The following is a 20,400-nucleotide window of genomic DNA, read 5'->3' on the forward strand; positions in this document are numbered from 1 at the left end:
GTCCCCGCCCCGCCACTCACCGAAAGGTGTTCCACTCCTCATGCCCGAGCTGGTCTTCTTCTCCGGAACGATGGACTGCGGGAAGTCGACGCTGGCTCTCCAGATCGAGCACAACCGCTCGGCGCGCGGCCTCGCCGGGATGATCTTCACCCGGGACGACCGCGCGGGTGAGGGCAAGCTGTCCTCCCGGCTCGGGCTGGTCACCGACGCGGTGGAGGTCGAGGACGGCCAGGACCTGTACGCGTACCTCGTGGACCACCTCTCCCAGGGCGGCCGGGCCGACTATGTGATCGCGGACGAGGCGCAGTTCCTCGCGCCCGGGCAGATCGACCAGCTCGCGCGCGTGGTGGACGACCTCGGCCTGGACGTGTTCGCCTTCGGCATCACCACCGACTTCCGCTCCAAGCTCTTCCCCGGCTCGCAGCGGCTCGTGGAGCTGGCCGACCGGATCGAGGTCCTCCAGGTGGAGGCGTTGTGCTGGTGCGGCGCCCGCGCCACGCACAACGCCCGCACGGTCGGGGGCGCGATGGTGGTCGAGGGCGCCCAGGTCGTTGTGGGCGATGTCAACCAGTCCGCGGGCGAGGTCGGTTACGAGGTGCTGTGCCGCCGCCACCACCGGCGCCGGATGACCGCCGCGTCGGCCCGCGCGGCGGCCCTGTCCCCGGACGTCCTGCCGGTCGCGTCCGCCTGAGGGATCAGCCCGGGTCGCGGACCACCGAGAACTCGGCGCCCTCCGGGTCCGCGACCGTCGCCACCCGCCCGTGCGGGCCGTCGTGGGCCGCCCTGAGGATCCGGCCGCCCAGACCGGTCACCTGCCGCAGCGTCTCGTCGACGTCGGCGACCTCGAAGTACGTCCGCCAGTGCGGTCCCCGGTCCCGGGGCATGGCGTGGCCCACCCCGTGCAGGCCGGCCACCGGCCGGTCACCCAGGCGCAGGGTCACGTAGTCGAAGTCGGGGGAGACCACCGGCTCCTCCTCGTAGCCGAACACGCTCGTGTAGAACTTGGCGACGCTCTCCGTCTCGAAGGTGAGCAGCTCGTTCCAGACGGGGGTGCCGGGCACGCCGGTGATCGCCGTGCCGAGATGCGCGGAGCCCTGCCAGATCCCGAACACCGCCCCGGAGGGGTCGGAGGCGATCACCATGCGGCCCGCCTCGGCGGCGTCCAGCGGGCCGACGGCCACCGTCCCGCCGCACAGCCGCACCGCGTCGGCCGTCCGGTCCACGTCGTCCGAGGCGAAATACGGCGTCCAGGCGACCGGAAGCCGGCGGTCCGGCGGCAGGTGGCCCATGCCCGCCACCTCCCGCCCGTCGAGCAGCGCCCGCACGTACGGGCCGAGCTGCTGCGGGCCCGGCAGGAACTCCCAGCCGAACAGCTCACCGTAGAACTCCTCGGTGGCGTCCAGCCCGTGCGCCATCAGGCTCACCCAGCAGGGTGTGCCGGGCGCGCGCCGCGCGTGCGGACCGGCCGGTTCCCGTGCCTCGGTCATCGATCACTCTCTCCCCGGCCCCTTCACGGTGGCCGTGTCGCTTCCGCTCCCCGGAAGGGTGTCCGCGCCGCCGGCGCGCACGCCCGTGCCGGTACCCGCATCCTCCGCGGTGCCGCGGGGCCGTACCGCGCCGCCCGGCGTCTCCTCCGCAAAGATGCCCGATTGCCGTCTTTCGCTGCTTCCTGACGAGGGCCGGCCGGTGTCCGCCGACTGTACGGCCCGTGCCCGATCGCATACTCCATGTGACCGAACCTGTCCGGCGGAGCAGAGTAGCCGGACCTGGACGCCGCGGCCACCCCTGGCGTATGGATGGACGCCATGAGAGCCATCATCACCGCGACCCGACTCGCGGACGAGCTGTCCGGGGCGAACCCGCCCGTGCTGCTGGACGTCCGCTGGCAGCTGAGCCTGGCGAAGGCGGGGGGCGCGCCGGCCTTCGACGGCCGGGCCGCGTACACGGCCGGGCACATCCCCGGCGCCGCCTTCGTCGACCTGGATCGGGAGCTGGCCGCCGCGCCCGGCGCGAACGGCCGCCATCCGCTGCCCGACCTCGCGGAGTTCGGTGCCGCGATGCGCCGCGCGGGCGTGTCGTCGCACCGGCCGGTGGTCGTGTACGACGGCGGCCAGGGCTGGGCCGCCGCGCGCGCGTGGTGGCTGCTGCGCTGGACGGGTCACCCGGACGTGCGGGTGCTCGACGGCGGGTTGCCGTCCTGGCAGGGCGAGCTGTCCACCGGGACGGCCGCCCCGGCCGAGGGCGACTACCGGCCCGCGCCCGCGACCACGGGGCTGCTGGACGCGGACGCGGCCGCGGCCCTGGCCCGCACGGGCGTGCTCCTGGACGCGCGCGCGGGGGAGCGGTACCGCGGTGAGGTGGAACCGGTCGACCGGGTCGGCGGGCACATCCCGGGCGCGGTGTCGGCGCCCACGACGGAGAACGTGGGTCCCGACGGCCGCTTCCTGCCCGCGGCGGAACTCAAGGACCGCTTCAAGGCCCTGGGCGTCTCGGATGACACCGAGGTGGGTGTCTACTGCGGTTCGGGCGTCTCGGGCGCCCACGAGGTGCTCGCCCTGGCGGTGGCGGGTGTTCCGGCGGCCCTGTACGTGGGCTCCTGGTCCGAGTGGTCCGCGGACCCGTCCCGCCCGGTGGCGGTGGGCGCGGACCCGCAGTAGGGCAGCCGGGTGAGGGGACACGCGCGCGTGCCCCCTCACCCGGTACGGAGACCTACTCCTGCTTCTTGCGGCGGGTACCGAACACGATCTCGTCCCAGCTCGGCACGGCGGCGCGGCGGCCGGGGCGGACGCCGTCGGCCTCGGCCTGCCGGTCGGTCGCGCCGACGAGCCGGTCGCGGTGACTACCGACGGAGCGCGGCATGAGGACGTCGGCGTAGGCGGAACCGGCCGACGCTGCGGGTGCCGGGGGGTCCTCGGCGGCGGGCTCGTCGTCGGTCTCCTCCACGGACTCCGCGGCGCTCTCCGGGACCACCAGGTCGCCCCGGAAGCTCGGCACGGCCTCCAGCAGGCTGGTCAGCGAGTCGCGTTCGGCCGTGCTCTCCTCGGCCGGCTCGGACGCCTGCGAGGGCAGGCTGAGCCGCTCCCGGTCGACCCGCTCGAGCGCGCGGTCCATCGACCGCTCGCGCGGCAGCCGGGCGATGCGCGGGACGAAGGGGAAGCTCGGTTCGGGTACGGCGAGGTCGTCCGACTCACCGATCAGCGAGCGCGCCTCGTCGTCCATGGCCTGGACGAGCCGCCGGGGCGGGTCGTACGTCCAGCTGGCCGAATGCGGTTCGCCCGCGACCCGGTAGACGAGCAGCACCTCCCAGGTGCCGTCGTCGCGGCGCCAGGAGTCCCACTGCACGGTGTCCTTCTCGGCGCCGCGCAACAGCAGCCGCTCCTGGACGGTCTCGCCGAGCAGCGGGCCGGAGTTCTCACCGGGGCGGCGGACGGGGGTCTTGCGGGCCCGCTCCGCCATGAAGGCGCGCTCGGCCAGCACGGGCCCCTCGAAGCGCCGTACCCGGTCGACGGGGATGCCGGCGAGCTGCGCGACCTCCTCCGCGGTGGCACCGGCCCGTATCCGCGCCTGGATGTCACGCGGGCGCAGATGGCTCTCGACCTCGATCTCGATCTGCCCGAGGCGGGGCCGGTCGCCGCGCACGGCGGCGCGCAGCCGCTCGTCGATCGGAAGTGTGTACTCCGTGGAATCGGCAGCCTTCAGCACCAGCCGTGTGCCGTCATTCGAGACGGCCACGACACGCAGTTCGGGCATGGGGACCTCCCGGGTGGTGCCTGCCGACGTCACGTGCGTCGCTGCTTCCGCTAGTCGAGTGTGGCCTGCCCGGGTTCAGCCTGCCACAACCTTGCCGAGTTGCCCGGCGTGTCGGGCACGAGCCCGGGGCCGCCGTTATGGCACGGTTACCTGTTCGCAACGCAAAGTGACCAATCGCGTCACCCTGTGCAACCAGCCTCCTCCCGGCGGCTCCTGCAAGCCCGCGGGCACCCTGGTGGGAGGCCGGACCCAGGGCTCGTCACAGTACTCCATTCGGGCCAAGTGCGTGGATCGGCGCGCCGCCCAACTTCTCCCTGGGGCTGCGACTTGGCCGCGCGCAACCGCTTCTCGCGATCTCGTACGTGGCGAACGTCACGCGCTGCCCTGAAGACGGTCCCATGGTTTCGCCCGTGGACCCCGGGGCAGTCAAGTGCCACGGACGCCGGGCCAGTTCGGCACCTACGCGCCGAGCACCCTGCGCACGTAGTCGTTCTGGAAGAGCCGCTCCGGGTCGAGACGGTCGCGCAGCGCGGTGAACTCGCCGAAGCGCGGGTACACCCGGGCGAGGTAATCCGCGTCGCGTGTGTGGACCTTGCCCCAGTGCGGGCGTCCCTCGTGCGCGGTGAGGACGCGCTCGGCGGCGGTGAAGTACGCCTGATAGGGCGTGCCCCGGAACATGTGCACGGCGATGTAGGCGCTGTCCCGGCCCGAAGCGGTCGACAGGGTGATGTCGTCGGCCGGCGCGGTGCGCACCTCCACCGGGAAACTCACCCGCAGGCCCGAGCGGTCGACCACGGCCTTGAGTTCGCGCAGCGTGTCGGTCAGGGCCGCGCGCGGGACGGCGTACTCCATCTCCACGAACCGGACCCGGCGCGGGGAGGTGAAGACCTTGTACGGGATGTCCGTGTACGTCCGCGCGGACAGCGCCCTGCTGGAGATCCGGGCGATCGCCGGGACGGTGGCGGGAGCGGCGCGGCCGGCCCACTGGGCCACCTGGAAGACGCCGTTGGAGAGGAACTCGTCCTCGAACCAGCCGGCCAGCCGGCCCACCGGCCGCTCGGGGCCGGCGCTGCGGTTGTTGCGCTTGGTGTTGGTGCTGCCGGTGTGCGGGAACCAGTAGAACTCGAAGTGCTCGTTCTCGGCCCACAGCTGGTCGAACTCGGCGAGGACGCGCTCGAGGGGCATCGGTTCCTCGCGCGCGGTGAGCAGGAACAGCGGTTCCACGGCGAAGGTGAGGGCGGTGACGATGCCGAGGGCGCCCAGGCCGACGCGGGCCGCCGCGAAGACGTCCGGGTTCTCCTGCTCGGAGCAGGTGAGCACCGAGCCGTCCGCCGTCACGAGTTCCAGTGCCCTGATCTGCGCGGCGATCGAGCCCGACTCCCGGCCCGTGCCGTGCGTGCCCGTGCTGGTGGCCCCGGAGACGGTCTGTTCCATGATGTCGCCCATGTTGGTGAGCGACAGGCCCTCGCGCGCGAGGGCGGCGTTGAGTCTCTTGAGCGGGGTGCCCGCCTCCACCGTGACGGTCATGGACGTACGGTCGATGTCACGTATGCCCGTCAACAGTTGAGGGCGTATCAACACACCATCGGTGGCGGCTATCGACGTGAAGGAGTGGCCGCTTCCCACCGCCTTCACCTTCAGGCCGTCCTCACGGGCCCGGCGCACCGCCGCGGTCAGCTCCTCCACCGAGGCCGGTGTGACCTGCCGGACGGGCCGGGCGGAGACGTTGCCGCCCCAGTTACGCCAGGTGCCGTTCTTCCCGCTCGCTGTGCTGACCAACGGTGCCTCCCCGACCCGAGGCCGGCCTGCGCAGCCGGCGGTACCCGAGGAAACCCACCAGGACCGCGACGGCCCCGGACACCACCGGGACCCCGTACCCGGCCCGCGCCCCGGCTGCGTCGATCACCCAGCCGGCCACGGAGGAGCCGAGCGCGACACCGACCGCGAGGCCGGTGCTCACCCAGGTCATACCCTCGGTGAGCTGCGCGCGAGGTACGTGCTCTTCGATGAGGGACATCGTCGTGATCATCGTCGGTGCGATGGACAGCCCCGAAACGAACAGCGCCACGGCCAGAAGCGGCAGGTTTCCGACCAGTAGGAGGGGGATCATACTCACGGCCATGGCCGTGACACCCAGCAGCCAGCGGCGTTCCGGCGCACCGGTGAAGCGCAGCAGCCCGAACACGGCGCCCGCGGTACCGGAACCGGCCGCGTACAGCGCCAGGACCAGGCTCGCCGCTGCCTTGTGGCCGCGCTCCTCGGCGAAGGCGACGGTGACCACGTCCACCGCTCCGAAGATGGTGCCGGTCGCCACGAAGGTGGCCACCAGCACCCGCAGCCCCGCCGAGCGCAGGGCGCTGCCGCCGGTGTGCCGCTCGCTCGGATGCGGCTCGGGCTCGGTGGCGCGCTGGGCGGTGAGCCAGAAGACGCCGGCCGCCAGGAAACAGGCGGCGAGCAGGGGGCCCGCCTCCGGGAACCACGCCGTGCACAGGCCGATGGAGAGGATCGGCCCGACGACGAAGCAGATCTCGTCCACGACCGACTCGAACGAGTAGGCGGTGTGCAGCTTCGGGGTGCCCCGGTACAGCGCCGCCCACCGGGCCCGGATCATCGCGCCCAGGCTGGGCACCGAGCCGATCCCGGCGGCGCACACGAACAGCACCCGGTCCGGCCACCGCAGGTGCGCGGCGAGCAGCAGCCCGGCCGCCGCGGCCAGCGCCACCAGGGTCGCCGGGCGCAGCACCCGGCGCTGCCCGTGCCGGTCCACCAGCCGCGAGATCCGCGGCCCGAGCACGGCGGCGGAGAGCGCGATGGTGGCCGAGAGCGCGCCGGCGAGGCCGTAGCGCCCGGTGAGCTGGGAGACCATCGTGACCACGCCGATGCCCATCATCGACAGCGGCATCCGGCCGAGGAATCCCGCGGCGGAGAAGGCCTTGGTGCCGGGCTCGGCGAACAGGGCTCTGTAGGGGCTGGGCACGTGGTCTCCGGAGCGGCTCGGTAAGGCGCCATGACGGCTGATACAGCTTACAAGTTAGGTCACCCTAATCTCGCCGCGCGTCAGGTCTGGGGAAAGCGGATCAAAATACCCGCAACACGACTCTACGTCCTGCTGTTTCCCCGCCGCCGGTGCCGGGTGGCAGGATCGAGACATGCCAGACGCGCTCGATGCCAGCCCCTACGACGCCCTGCTCCTGCTCTCCTTCGGCGGCCCCGAAGGCCCGGACGACGTGGTCCCCTTCCTGGAGAACGTCACGCGCGGGCGCGGCATCCCGAAGGAACGCCTCAAGGAAGTCGGACAGCACTACTTCCTCTTCGGCGGGGTCAGCCCCATCAACGACCAGAACCGCGCCCTGCTGGACGCCCTGCGCAAGGACTTCGCCGAACACGGCCTGAACCTCCCGGTGTACTGGGGGAACCGCAACTGGGCGCCCTATCTGACGGACACCCTGCGCGAGATGGCCGCCGACGGCCGCCGCCGCGTCCTGGTCCTCGCCACCAGCGCCTACGCCTCCTACTCGGGCTGCCGCCAGTACCGCGAGAACCTCGCCGACGCACTGGCCACCCTGGAGGCCGAGGGCCTTCCCCTGCCGGCGGTCGACAAGCTGCGGCACTACTTCAACCACCCCGGCTTCGTCGAGCCCATGACCGACGGCGTGCTGCGCTCCCTCGCCGACCTCCCCGAGGACGTCCGCGCGGGCGCCCACATCGCCTTCACCACCCACTCCGTGCCGACCGCCGCCGCCGACACCTCCGGGCCGGCAGAGGCACACGGCGACGGCGGCGCCTACGTCGAGCAGCACCTGGACGTGGCCCGGCTGATCGCCGAAGCCGTCCGCGAGCGCACCGGCGTGGACCACCCCTGGCGGCTCGTCTACCAGTCCCGCTCCGGCGCCCCGCACATCCCGTGGCTGGAACCCGACATCTGCGACCACCTGCAGGAGCGGCACGCCGCGGGCGTCCCCGCCGTCGTCATGGCCCCCATCGGCTTCGTCTCCGACCACATGGAGGTCCTCTACGACCTCGACACCGAGGCGAAGGCCAAGGCCGAGGAGCTGGGTATGCCGGTGCGCCGCTCGGCCACCGTGGGCGCCGACCCGCGGTTCGCGGCGGCCGTCCGCGAGCTGGTACTGGAACGGGCCACCGTGGAACGCGGCGGCCTGGTCACCCCCTGCGCCCTGGGTGCCCTCGGTCCGAGCCACCACGTGTGCCCGGCCGGCTGCTGCCCGGCCCGCGCCCCCCGTCCGGCAGCCGCGGGCGCCGACAGCCCCTACGCGTGAGGAGACCCGTGACCGACGCCCTGCACCGGGACCTGCTCGCCCTCGCCCAGGAGGCCGCCCGCCGCGCCGGCGAGCTGCTGCGCGACGGCCGCCCCGCCGACCTGGCCGTGGCCAGGACCAAGTCCAGTCCCATCGACGTCGTCACGGAGATGGACATCGCGGCGGAGAAACTGATCACCGATCTGATCTCCGGGCGGCGCCCCGACGACGGCTTCCTCGGCGAGGAGGGTGCCTCCGCCGAGGGCACGAGCGGCATCCGCTGGGTGATCGACCCCCTCGACGGCACCGTCAACTACCTGTACGGGCTGCCGACCTGGGCGGTCTCCGTCGCGGCCGAGCAGGACGGCGAGACCGTCGCCGGGGTGGTGGCGGCGCCGATGCGCGGCGAGACGTACCACGCCGTGCGCGGCGGCGGCGCGTGGGCCACCGGCGCGTGGGAGGGCGAGCGGGCGCTCGCCTGCCGCCCCGCGCCCCCGCTGGACCAGGCGCTGGTCTCCACCGGCTTCAACTACGTCACCGAGGTCCGCGCCCACCAGGCCGAGGTGGCCGGCCGGCTGATCCCGCTGCTGCGGGACATCCGGCGCAGCGGATCGGCGGCGGTCGACCTGTGCGACGTGGCCTGCGGCCGGCTCGACGGGTACTACGAACGCGGACTCCACCCATGGGACGTCGCGGCCGGGGACCTGATCGCCCGGGAGGCGGGCGCACTGACCGGTGGGCGCCCCGGAGAGCGCCCCTCACGCGACCTCACGGTGGCGGGTGCGCCAGGGGTCTTCGAGCCCCTCCAGCGGCTGCTGGAGGGGCTCGGCGCCTGGCACGACTGACGCCCGGCCCCGGCAGAGGTTCCCCGGGACAGGTTCCGGGGAGAGCGAGGGCCCCCGGCGCTGGATTCGCCGGGGGCCCCGCTGTCGCGCTCTCGAGCAGGTCAGACGTGTGACACGCCGACCTCCACGCCGTGTTCGGCGGCGAGGCGTCGCAGGTCGTCCAGCTCTGCCTGCTCCACCTCGACCAGGAAGTCGTCGCCCTCGTCACGAGCCCGCGACAGATCGGACTCCGTCGCCCTTATGCGCTGGAGAAGTCCTGCGGTGAAAGCGTCCATGCTGCGCCCCCTCGTCATGGGTCGTGGGTAGGTGGCACGGGGGTGTGCCGGGTGGAAGGGGTGATCACGTCTCTCGCAGGTGCCCAGCGCTGCCCGGCCGGGCGGCGACGGTGCCGGACACCCACGCCCACTCTGCGAAGCGGACCGAGAAGTACCACATGGTGCTGCGGCACATGCAGAGCGTGATCGCGGGGTGTACAGCCGTCCTCCCCTCGCGCCGTTCCCCGGAAACCTCGGACGGAGCAGAAAGTCTCGCGTTTCTCCGCCGGTACCCGGATTCCTGCGGCCCGGACCCCGTCTTACAGCCGACTTACGGCCGAAAAGGGCAGGATGGGGGCCACATTCCACGAACACCCCTGCCCGCGGGGCGCCCACGGCGCGCCGCGCGGGTGGACACAGGAAGGACAAGCGACGTGCGCGTACTCGTCGTCGAGGACGAGCAGCTGCTCGCCGATGCGGTGGCCACCGGACTGCGCCGGGAGGCCATGGCCGTCGACGTCGTGTACGACGGTGCGGCCGCCCTGGAACGCATCGGCGTCAACGACTACGACGTGGTCGTCCTCGACCGCGACCTCCCGCTCGTGCACGGCGACGACGTCTGCCGCAAGATCGTCGAGCTGGGCATGCCCACGCGCGTGCTCATGCTCACCGCCTCCGGTGACGTCAGCGACCGGGTCGAGGGCCTGGAGATCGGCGCCGACGACTACCTGCCCAAGCCGTTCGCGTTCAGCGAGCTGATCGCGCGCGTGCGCGCCCTCGGCCGCCGGACCAGCGTGCCGCTGCCGCCGGTCCTGGAGCGCGCCGGCATCAAGCTCGATCCCAACCGCCGCGAGATCTTCCGCGACGGCAAGGAGATCCAGCTCGCGCCCAAGGAGTTCGCGGTCCTGGAGGTGCTGATGCGCAGCGAGGGCGCGGTGGTCTCCGCCGAGCAGCTGCTGGAGAAGGCGTGGGACGAGAACACCGACCCGTTCACCAACGTGGTGCGCGTGACGGTCATGACCCTGCGCCGCAAACTGGGCGAGCCGCCCGTCATCGTCACGGTCCCCGGCTCCGGCTACCGGATCTGACCGGCCGTGGCCGCCACCCCCGCGCCCCCGCAGGCGCCGCCGAAACCGACCTGGGACCCCAGCAGGGCGCAGCCTCCCTTCCCGTGGCTGCGTCCGACCATCCGCATACGGCTCACGCTGCTGTACGGGGGCATGTTCCTGATCGCCGGCATCCTGCTGCTGTCGATCATCTATCTGCTGGCCGCCCAGGCGATCAGCAGTGGGAACCAGCCGCTTTTCAAGATCGTCAGTTTCCAGAAGCTCCAGGTCTCCAGCGACAACTGCCCCGCGATCAACACCACGAGCCTGCCCCTGGAGGACTTCAAGGACGCGATCAGCCGGTGTGTGGGCCACCAGCGGCAGGAGGCCCTGGACAACCTGCTCAGCCGCTCGCTGCTGGCCCTGCTCGGGCTCGCCGTCATCGCCTTCGCGTTCGGCTACGCGATGGCCGGCCGCGTGCTCTCCCCGCTCGGCCGCATCACCCGTACCGCCCGGCAGGTGGCCGGTTCGGACCTGTCCCGCCGGATCGAGCTGGACGGCCCGGACGACGAGCTGAAGGAGCTGGCCGACACCTTCGACGACATGCTGGAACGGCTGCAACGGGCCTTCACCGCCCAGCAGCGCTTCGTCGGCAACGCCTCGCACGAACTGCGCACCCCGCTGGCGATCAACCGCACGCTCCTTGAGGTGCACCTGTCGGACCCGGACGCGCCCGTCGAGCTCCAGCAGCTCGGCAGGACCCTGCTCGCCACCAACGAGCGCAGCGAGCAGCTGGTCGAGGGACTGCTGCTACTGGCCCGCAGCGACAACCAGATCGTCGAGCGCAAGCCCGTCGACCTGGCCGAGGTCGCGACGCAGGCCGTCGACCAGGTGCACGCCGAGGCGGAGGCCAAGGGCGTCGAGATCCGCGGTGAGCGCAAACCGGCCGTCGTGCGGGGCAACGGCGTGCTGCTGGAGCGGATCGCCCTGAATCTCGTGCAGAATGCGGTGCGCTACAACGTGGCCGAGCACGGCTGGGTCGAGGTGCATACCGAGGTCGAGCACGGGCAGGCTGTGCTCACCGTCTCCAACACCGGCCCCGTGGTGCCCGCGTACGAGGTCGACAACCTCTTCGAGCCCTTCCGGCGGCTGCGCACGGAGCGCACGGGCAGCGACAAGGGCGTCGGTCTCGGTCTGTCGATCGTCCGGTCGGTGACCCGCGCGCACGGCGGGCACATCCTGGCAAGGCCCCGGGAAGGCGGTGGCCTGGTGATGCGTGTCACCCTGCCGGTGTGACGGGCGACCGACACACCCGAAGGTTGTTCGCTTCGCGCGGAATTTTCCGACTACCGCGCAAGGTTCTTCTTGTGTGATCGATCACATGGGCGGAATCCCGTTCATGTACGCAGAGTGATCATGGCCGTAGGTGGAAAGCCGGGAAAGTCCTGGTTTTCAGGGCACTTGATCACGGGAAGTACACGGTGAGGCGCCTTTGAGGTGCGGCATCCGAACCGTGTACGGTCCTCACCGCCATCCAAGCCGATCACGCTCAACGGGTCGGATCGGGTGTCGATTGAGTAACAGACCTTGATGTGAGGCAAAATCTCCGCCTCAGGTCGGGCACAAGTCCGGCCTCTCACGCGTTAGTGCGCTGGAGACACCGCAGACCACCCAGAGGGGGAGAGCGATATGGCAACCGATTACGACACTCCACGCAAGACCGACGACGACGTCGACTCGGACAGCCTTGAAGAGCTGAAGGCCAGGCGGAACGACAAGTCCACCTCGGCCGTGGACGTCGACGAATTCGAGGCCGCCGAGGGCCTCGAGCTGCCCGGAGCGGACCTCTCGAACGAGGAGCTGGCCGTCCGGGTGCTGCCCAAGCAGCAGGACGAGTTCACCTGCATGAGCTGCTTCCTGGTGCACCACCGCAGCCAGCTGGCCCGGGAGAAGAACGGCCAGCCGATCTGCCGCGACTGCGACTGAGGACGGGTCGGCCGTGTCTGGCTCGACCCCTCCGCGGAAGCGCCGCTTCTCCTTGGGGAAAGCGGACCAAGGGCCGTCCGACGGCTCGCACGGCGCGCGTGACGACGAGCGGGGCTCACCCATGGCGGGGGCCTCGCTCGGACCGGTGGCCGACAGGGACGACCTGCCGGTGCCGGTGGGGCAGCCCGCGCCCGCCGCACGGCGCCGGGCCGCGGTCGCGCGCCAGCGGGCCCGGAACCTCGCGCGGCAAGGGGCCCGCAAGGGCGGCAGCCACGCCCGTGCGGGGCTGGCGTACGTCGCGGACCGCGTCATCGACATCGCGCCCCGGGTGCCCGTACGCGATCTCACGACCCTGCGCAGGCAGTTCCCCGGGCTCGGGCCCGAGGAGCTGGCCGACAAGCTGGTCGCGGGCGCGGCGGCCGGCACCTCGACGGTCGGAGCCGGGATCGGGGCGGCGGCGATGCTGCCCGTGCCGCCGGCGATGCCGACCGAACTCGCCGCGGAAGTCACCGGGGTCGCCGCGATCGAGCTGAAACTCATCGCCGAACTGCATGAGGTCTACGGCGTCCGGGCGCCGGGCGGGCTCAGGGCCCGCAGCACCGCGTACCTGTCCTCCTGGTCGGAGGAGCGCGGCATCGACGTGACGAAACCGTCGACGTACGACACGGCCCTCGGCGGCCGGATGAAACGCGAACTGCGCCGGCAGATCATGAAGCGGATGGTCCGCAACCTGCCCAACCTGACGCCGTTCATGGTGGGAGCCGCGGTCGGAGCGGTCATGAACCGCCGCGACACCAGAAGACTCGCGGCCCGGATCCGGGCCGACCTGCGCCGGATCCAGGTGCCCTGGGAGGAGCTGCCGGAGCTGCCGCCGCTGGAGAAGCCGGCGGATCCGCTGTCGCTGCGAGAGCTTCCCGAGGGGCTGTAGGGGCTGCGGGAGCCACCGCCAGGAAGCCCCGGGTGGCCGGGTCCGAGGCGAACCTGATCCCTTCGGACGCGCCCCTCACCGCCTCAGGCGTTCGCCGTGCGGGCCGCCTCGATCGCCGCCGCCAGCCTCTCCGGCTCACGCGTCGACAGGTACAGGTACGGCGTCGGGTCCTGCGGATCCGTGACCTCCACGCGCAACGCCGTCGGGATGTACGCGCGCAGCAGCAGGAAGGCGCGGGTGTCGGCCTTGTACGTGCGCCAGGCGCGCGCCTCCTCCGCGTCCAGCACCTGCGACGAGCCCAGCGCCGACACCGGGATCCTCGCCTCGCCCGCGACCAGGGAGTCGCCCACGACCCGGATGCGCGGCGAGCCGTAGGCACTGGCCACCACCGCCGCGGCGGCCGTCCCCCCGACCAGCCCGCCGAGCAGCGGCAGGGTGCCGAAGGGGAGCAGGATCAGGGCGAAGGAGACGCCGACCAGGAAGCTGATCAGCCACCACGAACGGGGGGCGGTGAGGCGTTCTTCGTAGGGGGTGGCGGAGAGCTGCATGAGCCCAAGCTTGGCACGGGATCCGCACAGGCCCGACGCACGGGTAAGGTCTGCGGCTGTGAGTGGTAGTTCCGCAGCTCTTCAGCCTCCCGCAGACGCGGTGAAACCGGTACGGCACCCCGACGCGCCCGCGCCCGGGGAGCTTCTCGGCGCCCACTACGAACACTGCTTCGGCTGTGGTCCCGGGCAGCCGCACGGACTGCACCTGGAGGCCCGCGCCGGCGAGGGCGTCACGCTGACCGCCGAGTTCACCGTCCAGCCCGCCCACCAGGGCGCCCCCGGCCTCGCGCACGGCGGAGTGCTGGCCACGGCCCTGGACGAGACCCTCGGCTCGCTGAACTGGCTGCTGCGCACCATCGCCGTGACGGGACGCCTGGAGACGGACTTCGTCCGGCCCGTCCCGGTCGGCACCACGCTGTACCTGGAGGCCGAGGTGACCGCCGTCGCCGGACGGAAGATCTACTGCACCGCCACCGGACGCATCGGCGGCCCCGGCGGACCCGTCGCCGTCCGGGCCGACGCCCTCTTCGTGGAGGTCAAGGTCGACCACTTCATCGACCACGGCCGCGGCGAGGAGATCCGGGCGGCCATGGAGGACCCCGATCAGATCCGCCGTGCCCGTGCCTTCGAGGTGAACCCGTGACCGCGGCGGGCTCCGCCGGCCGCGGCCCCCTTGAGGTGCAGATCCGGCGCGTCGATCCGGACGTCCCGCTTCCGTCGTACGGGCATCCCGGGGACGCCGGAGCCGATCTGCGTACCACCGAGGCGTGCGTGCTCGGGCCCGGCGAACGGGCCGTCCTGCCCACGGGGGTGTCGATCGCCCTGCCCGAGGGGTACGCGGCCTTCGTGCATCCGCGCTCCGGCCTCGCCGCCCGCTGCGGTGTCGCCCTCGTGAATGCCCCGGGGACGGTCGATGCCGGGTACCGTGGAGAGATCAAGGTGATCGTGGTGAATCTCGACCCGCGCGAGAGCGTGCGGTTCGAGCGCTTCGACCGGATTGCCCAACTGGTCGTCCAGCAGGTCGAGAGGGTCCGCTTCCGGGAGGTCGCGGAACTTCCCGGCTCGGCGCGGGCCGAAGGGGGCTTCGGGTCCACCGGTGGCCATGCCGCGGTGGGCGGCGAGAGCGGCGCAAGCGGTCAGGCCGCCGAAGGCGGTCCGACGGGTGGGAATCGATACGCTTCGGTCGTATCCGACCGGGAAGGACAGTGACGTGTTCGGACGTCGCAAGACGAAGGGTGCCGCCGAGGAAGCGGCCGGCGAGGCCGAGCAGGTCGTCGACAGCGTCGACACCGAGGCGGACGTAGAGGAGGCCGAGCGCGAGCGAGAGCGCGTCCGGCTGGAGCCCGGGCCCCGGCCCGACGGGCCCTGGGACAGCAGCGAGGTGCGTGACCCGGCCGAGGGCCGCGTCGACCTCGGGGGTCTGTTCGTACCGGGCGTCGACGGCATGGAGCTGCGGGTCGAGGTCGCCGGTGACGCGATCGTCGCCGCGACCGTCGTGCTGCGCGACAGCGCCATCCAGCTCCAGGCGTTCGCCGCGCCCAAGCGCGAGGGCATCTGGGGCGAGGTCCGCGAGGAGATCGGCAGCGGCATCACCCAGCAGGGCGGCATCGTCGACGAGGTCGAGGGCCCGCTCGGCTGGGAGCTGCGCGCCCAGGTGCCGGTGCAGCTGCCCGACGGCACCGGCGGCTTCCAGGTCGTCCGGTTCGTCGGTGTGGACGGCCCGCGCTGGTTCCTGCGCGGGGTGATCTCCGGCCAGGGCGCCGTGCAGCCGCAGGCCGCCGGGCTGCTGGAGCAGATCTTCCGCGACACGGTCGTGGTCCGCGGCGAGGGCCCGATGGCCCCGCGCGACCCCATCGTCCTGAAGCTGCCGAACGACGCCCAGATGGTCCCCGAGGGCGTCCAGCAGGAGGACGAGGGCTCACGCTTCTCCGGCGGTATGGGGCACCTCCAGCGCGGACCCGAGATCACCGAGGTCCGCTAGCCGCTCCACGCCTTCAGCCGTGACACCGGGCCGTGCCCCCTCCGCGGGGCAGCGGCCCGGTGTGCGTGGTGCGCCGCGGCGTGCTCGTCAGGGTTGCGTCAAAGTTGCCCGTCGCCCCCGGTTCCGTCCGGTCGGCCGGAACGGTGGGCCATAGGGTCGACGCTGCGTAGGCAACGGGCACGGGAAGACAATGAGGCCATGGCACGCGGCAAGCTACGGATCTACCTGGGCGCGGCACCCGGTGTGGGCAAGACCTACGCGATGCTCGCCGAGGCGCACCGCCGGATCGAGCGGGGCACCGACTGCGTCGTCGCGTTCGCGGAGCACCACGGCCGGCCGCGCACCGAGATGATGCTGCACGGCCTGGAAGTGGTGCCGCCGCGGCAGCTGGACCACGGGGGTGCCACCCTCGGCGAGATGGACGTCGAGGCCGTGCTGCGCCGCCGGCCCGCCGTCGCCCTCGTGGACGATCTCGCCCACACCAACGTCCCGGGTTCACGCAACGCCGAGCGCCGCCAGGACGTGGAGGAACTGCTCGCCGCCGGCATCGACGTCCTCTCCACCGTCAACATCCAGCACCTGGAGTCACTCGGCGACGTCGTGGAGTCGATCACCGGGGTACGGCAGCGCGAGACCGTTCCCGACGAGGTGGTACGCCGGGCCGACGAGATCGAGCTGGTCGACATGTCCCCGCAGGCCCTGCGCCGCCGCATGGCCCACGGCAACATCCACCAGCCGGACAAGGTCGACGCGGCCCTCTCCAACTACTTCCGCCCCGGCAACCTCACGGCCCTGCGCGAGCTGGCGCTGCTGTGGGTGGCCGACCGGGTCGACGAGCACCTCACCGCCTACCGCAGCGAGCACCGGGTGTCGGCGATATGGGGCTCGCGGGAGCGGATCGTGGTGGGCCTGACCGGCGGCCCGGAGGGGCGCACCCTCATCCGCCGGGCGGTCCGGCTCGCCGAGAAGGGCGCCGGCGGTGAGGTCCTCGCCGTCAGCGTCGCCCGCAGCGACGGCCTGACCTCCGCCTCCCCGCAGGAGCTGGTCGTCCAGCGCACCCTCGTGGAGGATCTGGGCGGCACCTTCCACCACGTGGTCGGCGACGACATACCGGCCGCCCTGCTCGACTTCGCGCGCGGGGTCAACGCCACCCAGATCGTGCTGGGCTCCTCGCGCCGCAAACCCTGGCAGTACGTCTTCGGGCCCGGTGTCGGCGCGACGGTCGCCCGGGACTCCGGCTCCGACCTGGACGTGCACATCGTCACCCACGAGGAGGTCGCCAAGGGCCGTGGGCTGCCCGTCGCGCGCGGCGGGCGACTCGGGCGGACCCGGGTCGTGCGGGGCTGGGCCGTCGGCCTGGCCGGCCCGGTCGTCCTGGCGGTGCTGCTGAACACCGTCGGCCTCGGCCTCGCCAACGACATGCTGCTGTTCCTGGCCGTCACCGTCGCCGCCGCCCTGCTCGGCGGCCTGCTGCCCGCCCTCGCCTCGGCGGCCCTCGGCTCACTGCTGCTCAACTACTTCTACACCCCGCCGCTGCACCGGCTGACCGTCGCCGACCCCAGGAACATCGTCGCCATCACGATCTTCTTCGGGGTCGGCATGTCGGTCGCCTCGGTGGTCGGCCTCGCCGCCCGGCGCACCCACCAGGCCGCCCGGCTGCGCGCCGAGGCGGAGATCCTCTCCTTCCTCGCCGGGAACGTGCTGCGCGGCGAGACCGGCCTGGAGGAACTGCTGGAGCGGGTCCGCGAGACCTTCGCCATGGAGTCGGCCGCCCTGCTGGAACGCGAGAGCGACGTCTCGCCCTGGACCTGTGCGGGGCGCGCCGGCTCCGGGCCCCCGCTGGAGCGTCCCGAGGACGCCGATGTCGACATGCCCGTCGGCGACCACATGGCGCTCGCGCTCACCGGCCGGGTGCTGCCCGCCGAGGACCGCCGGGTACTGGCCGCCTTCGCCGCCCAGGCAGCCGTCGTGCTGGACCGCCGGCGCCTGCGGGAGGAGGCCGACGGGGCCCGCGCGCTCGCCGAGGGCAACCGCATCCGCACCGCCCTGCTGGCCGCCGTCAGCCACGACCTGCGCACTCCGCTGGCCGGCATCAAGGCCGCCGTGTCCTCCCTGCGCTCGGCCGACGTGGCCTGGTCCGAGGAGGACGAGGCGGAGCTGCTGGCGGGCATCGAGGAGGGCGCGGACCGCCTCGACCACCTCGTCGGCAACCTGCTCGACATGTCCCGCCTCCAGACCGGTACGGTCACCCCGCTGATCCGGGAGATCGACGTCGACGAGGTCGTACCGATGGCGCTCGGGGGCGTACCCGAGGACAGCGTCGGGCTGGACGTGCCCGAGACGCTGCCCATGGTCGCCGTCGACCCCGGGCTGCTGGAGCGGTCGGTGGCCAACCTGGTGGAGAACGCCGTCAAGTACAGCCCGCGCGGCCGGCGCGTCCTGGTCGCCGCCAGTGCCCTCGCCGACCGCGTGGAGGTACGGGTGGTGGACCGCGGGCCGGGTGTGCCGGACGAGGCCAAGAACCGTATCTTCGAGCCGTTCCAGCGCTACGGTGACGCCCCGCGCGGCGCCGGCGTCGGACTCGGCCTCGCCGTCGCCCGGGGCTTCGCCGAGGCCATGGGCGGCACCCTCGACGCCGAGGACACGCCCGGCGGCGGGCTCACCATGGTGCTGACCCTGCGCGCGGCGGCCCCGCGTTCCGGTGCCTGCGACGGTGGCGTGGACGGCGTACGTCCGGGCACCGCGGACGAGGGGGACCGCGGCACCGAGGCGGGCGCGGGCACGGACATCGCAGAACCGGAAAGGCAGGTCCTATGACGACCCGGGTACTCGTGGTCGACGACGAGCCGCAGATCGTGCGGGCCCTCGTGCTCAACCTCAGGGCGCGCGGGTACGAGGCCGACGCCGCCTCCGACGGCGGGACCGCCCTCGAACTCGCCGCCTCCCGCCACCCCGACGTCGTCGTCCTCGACCTCGGCCTGCCCGACATGGACGGCGTCGAGGTGATCAGGGACCTGCGGGGCCGGACCCGCGTACCGATCCTGGTGCTCTCCGCGCGCCACTCCTCCGACGAGAAGGTCGAGGCGCTGGATGCCGGCGCCGACGACTACGTCACCAAGCCCTTCGGCATGGACGAGCTGCTGGCCCGGCTGCGCGCCGCCGTCCGCCGGGCCGAGCCGGCCGGGCCCGGCGAGGACGACCTGACGACCGTGGAGACCGCGGGCTTCACCGTCGACCTGGCCGCCAAGAAGGTGCGCCGCGGCGGCAGGGACGTCCGGCTCACCCCTACCGAGTGGCACCTGCTGGAGGCGCTGGTCCGCAACACCGGCCGCCTGGTCGGCCAGAAGCAGCTGCTCCAGGAGGTGTGGGGGCCGTCGTACGGCACCGAGACCAACTACCTGCGGGTGTACATGGCCCAGCTGCGCAGGAAGCTGGAGGCGGACCCCTCGCACCCGAAGCACTTCATCACCGAGCCGGGCATGGGCTACCGGTTCGAGAAGTGAGGCAGCGGCCGTTCGCCGCGGCGGTCGCGGGAGGCGAGCTGCGCCGCGGTCCTGTCCGTGCGCCCCGGTACGCTTCAGGTATGAGTGCTGTTCCTGGTTCCGAAAAGCCGGCCGGCCGGTTCCGGCGCATGCTCGACCGGCTCTCCTCGTCGCAGGAGGACCTGGAGTCCGAGGAGCTGCGCGAGGACGCCGAGACGGCGGGCTGCACGAAGATCGGCGACTGCCGCGACCGGCAGATCGTCACGGTAACTGGTACCTTGCGCACGGTCACCCTGCGCCCGCGCGCCGGCGTCCCTGCCCTGGAGGCCGAACTGTTCGACGGCTCCGCGGCGCTGGACGTGGTGTGGCTCGGCAGGCGTTCCATCGTGGGCATAGAACCGGGGCGCAAGCTGATCGCATCGGGCCGGATCTCGATGAGCCGGGGCCGCCGGGTGCTGTTCAACCCGAAATACGAACTGCGACCCCTCGGACGGGAGTAGCCGGTGACGTCCCTCGACAAGCCGACCGAAGACACCGACCAGCCCCCGTCGGGCGTGACCGAACCGGGCGTCCCCCGGCCGGACGACGCCCGCGCGGTGACCGAGGCCGCGCTGTTCGAGGCGTTCGGCGGTGTCCGTGGCATGGTCGAGACGGTCGTGCCGGGCCTGCTCTTCGTCACGATCTTCACGATCAACAAGGACCTGCACCTCTCGGCGATCGCCGCGCTGGTCGTGTCGCTGGTGCTGGTCGTGGTCCGGCTGGCCATGAAGGACACCGTCAAACACGCCTTCAGCGGTGTTTTCGGCGTGGCCTTCGGCGTCGTGTTCGCGATGTTCACGGGCAACGCCAAGGACTTCTACCTCCCCGGCATGATCTACACACTGGGCCTGGCGGTGGCGTACATCGTCACGACCCTCGCCGGTGTGCCCCTGATCGGCCTGATCCTCGGCCCGGTCTTCAAGGAGAACCTCTCCTGGCGCACCCGTAACCCGGGCCGCAAGAAGGCGTACGCCAAGGCCAGTTGGGCCTGGGGCCTGATCCTGCTGGCCAAGTGCGCGATCCTCTTCCCGCTGTACTGGTGGGCCGACACCACCCAGCTCGGCTGGATCCTCATCGCCCTGAAGATCCCGCCGTTCCTGCTGGCGGTCTGGCTGACCTGGGTCTTCCTCGCCAAGGCGCCGGCTCCCATCGACGTCTTCGCGGAGATGGAGGCCGAGGAGAAGGCCGAGAAGGCGGCGAAGGAGCGCGCGGCCGCTCTGGCCGCGGAGAACGGCGAGCCGACGAGCGGACGGCACCGCCGGGGGGCGTGAGCGAGGTCCTACGA

21 protein-coding genes are annotated in these 20,400 nt (G+C 72.3%); 15 read left to right on the forward strand and 6 right to left on the reverse strand.

What is annotated here, in order from left to right; genetic code table 11:
* Positions 1-40 precede the first annotated feature (40 nt).
* Entirely contained in the window at positions 41-691 is a 651-nt protein-coding gene (locus ACGFT1_RS05715; protein WP_361992743.1) for a thymidine kinase, read from the forward strand.
* 4 nt (positions 692-695) lie between these two features.
* Here the strand turns inward: ACGFT1_RS05715 and ACGFT1_RS05720 are convergent, their stop codons facing one another.
* Positions 696-1,487, reverse strand: coding sequence for a VOC family protein (locus ACGFT1_RS05720; protein WP_373907762.1), 792 nt, complete (start codon positions 1,485-1,487; stop codon positions 696-698).
* A gap of 318 nt (positions 1,488-1,805) precedes the next feature.
* Here ACGFT1_RS05720 and ACGFT1_RS05725 point away from each other — a divergent pair, with 318 nt between their 5' ends.
* On the forward strand, positions 1,806-2,657 hold the full coding sequence (locus ACGFT1_RS05725) for a sulfurtransferase (protein ID WP_373907764.1): 852 nt from the start codon (positions 1,806-1,808) through the stop codon (positions 2,655-2,657).
* 52 nt (positions 2,658-2,709) lie between these two features.
* Here ACGFT1_RS05725 and sepH read toward each other — a convergent pair whose 3' ends face one another.
* The 3 genes from sepH to ACGFT1_RS05740 form a co-directional block, all read right to left on the reverse strand.
* Positions 2,710-3,750: a septation protein SepH gene (sepH, locus tag ACGFT1_RS05730; protein WP_373907765.1), complete on the reverse strand. Its 1,041-nt coding sequence runs from the start codon at positions 3,748-3,750 to the stop codon at positions 2,710-2,712.
* 459 nt (positions 3,751-4,209) lie between these two features.
* Entirely contained in the window at positions 4,210-5,529 is a 1,320-nt protein-coding gene (locus ACGFT1_RS05735) for a D-arabinono-1,4-lactone oxidase (RefSeq protein ID WP_373907766.1), read from the reverse strand.
* The gene (locus ACGFT1_RS05740; RefSeq protein ID WP_373907767.1) at positions 5,489-6,727 is read right to left on the reverse strand and encodes an MFS transporter; all 1,239 of its coding nucleotides are present in this window, start codon (positions 6,725-6,727) and stop codon (positions 5,489-5,491) included. The genes ACGFT1_RS05735 and ACGFT1_RS05740 overlap by 41 nt, the downstream gene beginning before the upstream one ends.
* 172 nt (positions 6,728-6,899) lie before the next feature.
* On the opposite strand from ACGFT1_RS05740, the gene ACGFT1_RS05745 reads away from it, so the two are divergent.
* The gene (locus ACGFT1_RS05745) at positions 6,900-8,027 is read left to right on the forward strand and encodes a ferrochelatase (protein WP_373907768.1); all 1,128 of its coding nucleotides are present in this window, start codon (positions 6,900-6,902) and stop codon (positions 8,025-8,027) included.
* Between the two features lie 8 nt (positions 8,028-8,035).
* Positions 8,036-8,851 (forward strand): inositol monophosphatase family protein, encoded by an 816-nt coding sequence (locus ACGFT1_RS05750; RefSeq protein WP_373907769.1) that lies wholly within the window; start codon positions 8,036-8,038, stop codon positions 8,849-8,851.
* 101 nt (positions 8,852-8,952) lie between these two features.
* On the opposite strand, the gene ACGFT1_RS05755 is transcribed toward ACGFT1_RS05750, so the two are convergent.
* The gene (locus ACGFT1_RS05755) at positions 8,953-9,126 is read right to left on the reverse strand and encodes a hypothetical protein (protein WP_373907770.1); all 174 of its coding nucleotides are present in this window, start codon (positions 9,124-9,126) and stop codon (positions 8,953-8,955) included.
* A 413-nt stretch (positions 9,127-9,539) separates the two neighbouring features.
* Between ACGFT1_RS05755 and ACGFT1_RS05760 the strand changes: the two genes are divergently transcribed.
* The 4 genes from ACGFT1_RS05760 to ACGFT1_RS05775 all read left to right on the forward strand — a co-directional run bounded on the left by ACGFT1_RS05760 (position 9,540) and on the right by ACGFT1_RS05775 (position 13,065).
* Positions 9,540-10,193, forward strand: a complete 654-nt coding sequence (locus tag ACGFT1_RS05760; RefSeq protein ID WP_373907771.1) for a response regulator transcription factor — start codon at positions 9,540-9,542, stop codon at positions 10,191-10,193.
* 6 nt (positions 10,194-10,199) lie between these two features.
* Positions 10,200-11,447 (forward strand): sensor histidine kinase, encoded by a 1,248-nt coding sequence (locus ACGFT1_RS05765; RefSeq protein WP_373907772.1) that lies wholly within the window; start codon positions 10,200-10,202, stop codon positions 11,445-11,447.
* 393 nt (positions 11,448-11,840) lie between these two features.
* Positions 11,841-12,137, forward strand: coding sequence for a DUF4193 domain-containing protein (locus ACGFT1_RS05770; RefSeq protein WP_005481602.1), 297 nt, complete (start codon positions 11,841-11,843; stop codon positions 12,135-12,137).
* A 13-nt stretch (positions 12,138-12,150) separates the two neighbouring features.
* Positions 12,151-13,065 (forward strand): hypothetical protein, encoded by a 915-nt coding sequence (locus ACGFT1_RS05775; RefSeq protein WP_373907773.1) that lies wholly within the window; start codon positions 12,151-12,153, stop codon positions 13,063-13,065.
* 83 nt (positions 13,066-13,148) lie between these two features.
* Here the strand turns inward: ACGFT1_RS05775 and ACGFT1_RS05780 are convergent, their stop codons facing one another.
* Complete coding sequence (locus tag ACGFT1_RS05780) at positions 13,149-13,613, reverse strand: DUF3093 domain-containing protein (protein ID WP_373907774.1); 465 nt, start codon at positions 13,611-13,613, stop codon at positions 13,149-13,151.
* A 58-nt stretch (positions 13,614-13,671) separates the two neighbouring features.
* Here ACGFT1_RS05780 and ACGFT1_RS05785 point away from each other — a divergent pair, with 58 nt between their 5' ends.
* From ACGFT1_RS05785 to ACGFT1_RS05815, 7 genes are all read left to right on the forward strand, one after another.
* Positions 13,672-14,256, forward strand: coding sequence for a PaaI family thioesterase (locus tag ACGFT1_RS05785; protein ID WP_373907775.1), 585 nt, complete (start codon positions 13,672-13,674; stop codon positions 14,254-14,256).
* Entirely contained in the window at positions 14,253-14,822 is a 570-nt protein-coding gene (dut, locus tag ACGFT1_RS05790; RefSeq protein WP_373907776.1) for a dUTP diphosphatase, read from the forward strand. Before ACGFT1_RS05785 ends, dut begins: the two co-directional genes overlap by 4 nt.
* Before the next feature lies 1 nt (position 14,823).
* Positions 14,824-15,594 (forward strand): DUF3710 domain-containing protein, encoded by a 771-nt coding sequence (locus ACGFT1_RS05795; RefSeq protein WP_373907777.1) that lies wholly within the window; start codon positions 14,824-14,826, stop codon positions 15,592-15,594.
* Between the two features lie 198 nt (positions 15,595-15,792).
* Entirely contained in the window at positions 15,793-18,411 is a 2,619-nt protein-coding gene (locus tag ACGFT1_RS05800; protein WP_373907778.1) for an ATP-binding protein, read from the forward strand.
* Positions 18,408-19,097, forward strand: a complete 690-nt coding sequence (locus ACGFT1_RS05805; RefSeq protein ID WP_373907779.1) for a response regulator — start codon at positions 18,408-18,410, stop codon at positions 19,095-19,097. The genes ACGFT1_RS05800 and ACGFT1_RS05805 overlap by 4 nt, the downstream gene beginning before the upstream one ends.
* Before the next feature lie 80 nt (positions 19,098-19,177).
* On the forward strand, positions 19,178-19,576 hold the full coding sequence (locus ACGFT1_RS05810; RefSeq protein ID WP_373907780.1) for an OB-fold nucleic acid binding domain-containing protein: 399 nt from the start codon (positions 19,178-19,180) through the stop codon (positions 19,574-19,576).
* A 3-nt stretch (positions 19,577-19,579) separates the two neighbouring features.
* A complete protein-coding gene (locus ACGFT1_RS05815; RefSeq protein ID WP_373907781.1) occupies positions 19,580-20,386 on the forward strand; it encodes a DUF3159 domain-containing protein in 807 nt (268 codons plus the stop codon).
* The last annotated feature ends 14 nt before the right edge of the window (positions 20,387-20,400 follow it).

It is taken from the genome of Streptomyces sp. Y20, assembly GCF_043195475.1.
GTDB lineage: Bacteria > Actinomycetota > Actinomycetes > Streptomycetales > Streptomycetaceae > Streptomyces.